Origin of the sequence: Geminocystis sp. GBBB08, assembly GCF_016743215.1 — a bacterium.
Classification (GTDB): Bacteria; Cyanobacteriota; Cyanobacteriia; order Cyanobacteriales; family Cyanobacteriaceae; genus Geminocystis.
The window spans coordinates 1-5,613 of sequence record NZ_VRZC01000210.1 but is presented as its reverse complement, the minus strand read 5'-3'; the positions used below and the strand labels follow the sequence as shown (position 1 = coordinate 5,613).

Annotated in this window: 4 protein-coding genes; 3 read left to right on the top strand and 1 reads right to left on the bottom strand. The window is 32.5% G+C overall.

The window, feature by feature from the left end; all coding sequences use genetic code 11:
- A partial coding sequence (locus FWJ34_RS17705) for a type IIL restriction-modification enzyme MmeI (protein ID WP_315862529.1) occupies positions 1-328 on the bottom strand: 328 nt, incomplete at its 3' end.
- Between the two features lie 374 nt (positions 329-702).
- Here FWJ34_RS17705 and FWJ34_RS17700 point away from each other — a divergent pair.
- The 3 genes from FWJ34_RS17700 (at position 703) to FWJ34_RS17690 (ending at position 5,187) form a co-directional block, all read left to right on the top strand.
- The gene (locus FWJ34_RS17700; protein ID WP_308256662.1) at positions 703-1,635 is read left to right on the top strand and encodes a ribonuclease Z; all 933 of its coding nucleotides are present in this window, start codon (positions 703-705) and stop codon (positions 1,633-1,635) included.
- A 145-nt stretch (positions 1,636-1,780) separates the two neighbouring features.
- Positions 1,781-2,677 (top strand): gamma-carotene 1'-hydroxylase CruF, encoded by an 897-nt coding sequence (gene cruF, locus FWJ34_RS17695; RefSeq protein WP_396232070.1) that lies wholly within the window; start codon positions 1,781-1,783, stop codon positions 2,675-2,677.
- A 494-nt stretch (positions 2,678-3,171) separates the two neighbouring features.
- On the top strand, positions 3,172-5,187 hold the full coding sequence (locus tag FWJ34_RS17690) for a SpoIIE family protein phosphatase (protein WP_308256661.1): 2,016 nt from the start codon (positions 3,172-3,174) through the stop codon (positions 5,185-5,187).
- Positions 5,188-5,613: the final 426 nt, after the last annotated feature.

The window sequence follows — 5,613 nt, the reverse complement described above, 5'->3', positions numbered from 1 at the left end:
ATATCACATAGCGAGGGCGATCCGGTACAAGTCTTGACCAATATTCAAAGGTTTGGGCATAATGTTTAGATAAGTCTTCTCCTCGTTTTTTCATCTCAATTAATAACTTAGGTTTCCAGACTAAATCGGCAAAACCAGTATTTTTCTTTTTACTACCCTTTTTAATGGCTTCTTCATATTTTGCCCCAGCTTCCAATGCACCATCATAACCGAATGCCTGAAAAAATCTATCTAAGAAGATTTGCGCTTCTTTCCTTTCCTGCCCTGTAATGTGTTGTTGACAAAAGGTAATAAATTTTTCAAGGTTGTCTTGATGATTGCTTGTCATGGAAAGAAAAATTGTTATTTGGTAATTAACGAGGTATCACAAAACAAAGTGGTGGTAGAAAATAAAAATATACTACTGACGTTTCTTTTACTAGTGGAAAATTCAGCTTCGCCTCCACCTCAAGGAGAATGAGGAATTCTTTTTGACATTGTTGTTAAAATTAATTGTATAATGAAGACTCAATAAAAATATAGTCAAAGCTAAAGTTAAGTAGTGTCAAAAATAAAATATTTTTCAGAAAACTTCTTTAAACTATAATCAGCTTTATCATCAAGTAAAAAAGAGCATGGATGATCGAGCATTACCTGTTAGTAAGTCAACAAGTATTAAGAACATTAGATAAAAACTGGCAATCACATTAATAATTATCAGAAGTGGAAGTAACTTTTTTAGGCACAAGTTCAGGAGTACCAACTAGATCAAGAAACGTCTCTAGCGTGGCTTTAAGGCTAACTCAACGGGGAGAAGTTTGGTTATTTGATTGCGGAGAAGGTACACAACATCAACTATTACGCAGTGATTTAAAAACTTCTCAACTGAAAAAAATTTTTGTCACCCATATGCACGGAGATCATACTTTTGGTTTAATGGGATTATTAGCTAGTTGCGGTTTGGGTGCTCATGCAGAAAATATAGAAGTTTATGGGCCGCCGGGCATTGAGCCTTATTTAAAAGCCTGTATGAAATATTCTTATACTTATTTTCCCTATGGTGTCAATATTAATACCGTTGACTCCGGTTTAGTCTATGAAGATGATGAATTTATTGTTACCACACAATTACTAAAACATCGTGTAACCGCTTTTGGTTATCGCATCACGGAAAAAGATAAAGCCGGTAAATTTGATGTGGAAAAAGCCAAAACATTGGATATTCCTTTTGGTCCTGTGTATGGGAAACTAAAAGCAGGTGAAACCGTTACCCTTGAGGATGGACGTACATTTATTGGCTCTCAATTTTGTGGGCCTAACGAAATTGGGCGTAAGTTTGTTTATTGTACCGATACGGTTTTTTGTGAAAATGCCATTGCCTTAGCTGAAGATGCTGACGTTTTAATTCATGAAGCAACATTCGCTCATCAAGATGCACAAATGGCTTTTGAAAAAATGCACTCTACTACCACTATGGCAGCACAAGTAGCTTTAGCGGCACAGGTTAAACAATTAATCATGACCCATTTTAGCCCCCGTTATGCTCCAGGTAATGCACTACAGATGAGTGATTTATTGAAAGAAGCTCAGTCAATTTTTCCGCAAACGGTTTTAGCCTATGATTTTTTCCGTTATGAAATTCCTCGCCGTCGTTAAGATCTAACACCTTACATTTAAAATCTATTAAGATAAACTTGTTAATAAAACTTAATAAATGTTTGTAAAATATTAAGCATAAATTCAATTTTACCAATTGCGGTAATTTTGAGAAAACAGTCCTACATTCGAGGAGGCAAAACCCTTGTTTAAAGAAATATTACGAGAAAAAGAAGGTTATTTTTTAATTAGTCACATTATCGCCATGATATTTGGCTTGGCAGGTTTATTATTAGTTTTACCTAACCCTGAATTTATCGGCAGTTTACCACCCATCGGACAAAGTGCTTTTAGTTGGTCAATGATTGGTGGCGGAGTGATATATATGATTTTAGGTTGGGCGACGATCGCCATTTATGCTTATCGTCAATTAGGTACATTTTACTGGTTAACCTTCATGATTCCAGCATTAGGAATTTCCTTAACCAGTGAATTATTAGGTACAAGTACGGGGTTTCCTTTTGGTGCTTATCATTATCTTTCTGGTTTAGGTTATAAAATCTCAGGTTTAGTACCTTTTACCATTCCTCTATCATGGTTTTATTTAGGTTTTAGCAGTTATCTCATTGCTAGAGTTGGTTTAAATAAATTAGCAATTCATTCCCTATTAAAAGATTTTGGTGCGATTATTTTTGGTGCGTTATTATTAACATCATGGGATTTTGTCTTAGATCCGGCGATGAGCCAAACAAGTGTACCATTTTGGTTATGGGATCAACCCGGAGAATTTTTCGGAATGCCCTATCAAAATTTTGCGGGGTGGTTCGGAACAGGTACAATATTTATGATCATAGCTACTATTTTTTGGCGTATAAAACCTCTTGATTTTGAGAAAATTTCCCTGACAATTCCTGCTGGAGTTTATATCGGCAATTTTGGTTTTGCGATGATAATGAGTATCGGCGCTGGATTTTATATCCCTATTTTTCTGGGAATTTTATTAGGAATATTACCCTTAATAGTCTTTTTGTGGTTAGCCAATCAACATAATAGCAAAGAAGATAACTCTACTCCTGAAACTTTAGCTTCTGTTTCTCAATAATAGACTTTTTGCACAAGTCGGCGGATTTGGGAAGTGCTCATTGGTGAAGAAAATTCAGATAAAACTATCCAAGTTTGATCTTTGTTTTTATTTTGCCAGAGATCTATTAATCATAATGGGTAAACAATTGATAGTTAGATAAATTGATAGTTAGATAAATTGATAGTTAGATAAATTGATCATTGACACTTAACAATTGATAGTTAATACTTGTGGAATAAACCTCTTGCTTGTTACATAATAATTAATAAGTAATAAATTTTAAGTAATAAGTACTTAGACAGAATAAATTATATCTAAGCAATATAAGGGAAGGGTTTAAACCCCTTGTCACTCCTTGTTATCCTAGACTTACCTAAAAATAAAATGCGGTATTCATTTTGTCCATTTATTTAGGTATGGTTAATTCCTGATTAATTAACTGAAATCTTTTCACCCTTAAAGATTGCTGATTCCTCATTCTTCATTATCTCTCAAACTCTATTGTCAAATCAATGCCAAATTCTCAAGACAGAAAAACCTTAATTTTAATAGCAGATGATGAATCTCTTAGTAGAAAACATCTGACTATAATGTTACGCAAAGATGGTTATGACATTGTGGGGGTAGAAAATGGAGAAGAGTGTTTAATTGCCTATCAAAAATTACGTCCTGATATAGTACTATTAGATGGTCTTATGCCCATTATGGACGGGTTTGAGTGTTGCCAAGAATTAAAAAAATTACCCCATAGTGAAGATACCCCTGTATTAATGATTACGGGTTTAGATGATAAAGTTTCTGTCAATCATGCGTATGAGGTAGGAGCTACAGATTTTTTGACTAAACCAATTAACCCTGCGGTTTTACGTCGTCGTATTCGTTATTTATTGGATGCCAAAAAAGCGGAAAAAGCCTTAAAAGAAAGTGAAGAAAAATATCGAACTTTAGTAGAAAATCTCAAAGAAGTAATTTTTTATACAGATATAACAGGAAAATTAACATTTCTTAATCCCGCATGGAAAGAATTAACTGGTTTATCCCCAGAAGAAAGTTTAGGTCATAATTTTTCTGAATATATTTATCCTGAAGATTTACCACTTTACGAAAAAGGTTTTCAATCATTACTCGAAAATAAAAATCTTACCTATTATTTACAAATAAGGTATCTCAAAAACAGTGGCAATGTTGGTTGGATAAAAATTTTTGCTTCTTTAGTCACAAAAGATCAACAAATAGAAGGAATTTCTGGAAGTTTAAATGATATTACTGAACGTAAAAGAATAGAACAATATCAAAAAATTGAACGTGATGTGATCAAAATTTTAGCTGAATCTGAAGGTTTAGACTATGGCATTGAGGGAATTTTACGAATAATAGGTGAAAATTTGGGGTGGGAAATAGGGGAATATTGGAAGTTTAATGATAGTACTCAATTAATTCATTTTCAAAATTCATGGTGTATTGAGGATAAAAATATTAAAAATATCTGTAAGCAACATCAAGAAGAAATAAAAACCATGTTTTGGAATAATTGGGAATTTAATAGTTATGAAGATGGGTGTGATAATAATAAAATTATCTCTAAAAATCTGAAAATAAATAATAACTTACAACCTATTTTTGTCTTTCCCGTTAATAATGGAGATGAACATTTAGGGGTTATGTGTTTATTTTCTCGACAAAATTACCAAAATGATGGTACTTTGTTAGAAAACATTGCCACTATGGGGAATCAAATTGGACAATTTATTAAACGGAAACAAGCTGAAGAAAAGTTAAAAGAAAGAAATTTATTATTACAGTCAGAGTTGAATATTGCTTCTGAATATATTTTCTCATTGTTACCCTCTCCCAATGAACAAGAGTTAGTAGTGGAACAAAAATTTATTCCTTCAGCGAAATTAGGTGGTGATATTTTTGATTATTATTGGTTAGATGAAGAAAATGTAGTTATTTATTTACTCGATGTAGCAGGTCATGGTATTCACTCAGCTTTATTATCGGTATCCATTTTAAATTTAGTACGCACTAATTCATTATATAATACTGATCCCTATCAACCTTGGACTATTTTGACAGAATTAAATAGACTCTTTCAAATGGATAGTGATCGAGTTAATTACTTTACTATGTGGTATGGGGTTTATAATAAAAATACTCGTGAATTGCTTTATGCTTCTGCCGGTCATCCACCAGCCATTTTAATTTCTCCTCAAGGTAGTGGTTGGCAATATCATAAATTATCAACTCCGAATATGCCTATTGGAATGCTTGAGGATATAGATTTTGATCAAGGTTTATATGAAGTTCAAACTGAGAGTAACTTATATATTTTCAGTGACGGTATTTATGAAATTCCTGTAGGAAATGGAGACATTTGGGGTTTAAATAATTTTACTGATTTACTTTTACAACTTCAAAAAGAAGATAATCAAGATTTACAAAAAGTTATTGATCATGTACATATAGTCAATAAATCTAGTAACTTTGATGATGATTTATCTATTCTTAAAATTACCCTTAATTAACGAGAAATGAGTAATATCAAGTTCGGATGATTACTTATAATAAAAATTTGCGAACTTCTTTGCGTCTTGGCGCCTTTGCGTGAAATTTTACTATAACTATTTAATCGAACCTGATATAATTACTTTTTCTATTTGATGGAGATAACCGGTAATTAAACTCTGTTACTGAAGAACAAAGATGAGCTAAATTATACAATAATCCAGAAGATAAAGCAGAATGGTTTATTTGGATTTATCAGTAGAAAGAAAAAGATAAAGATGATTTATGGAAAACTATTTCTCAAAGTGTGCCAACATGATAAGCACTCGACGCATTTAACTTACATTTTCTATTAATTCTAAAAAATAATCTAAAGTTTTAACTTTGAACTCTTTCCTTTTCCCTTTTCCCTTCCATCACCAGACGACTTAAATGCTTTCCTAGCT

Excerpts from the sequence above, each read along its gene's own strand:
- FWJ34_RS17690 (WP_308256661.1), top strand. The coding sequence starts at position 3,172 with ATGCCAAATTCTCAAGACAGAAAAACCTTAATTTTAATAGCAGATGAT.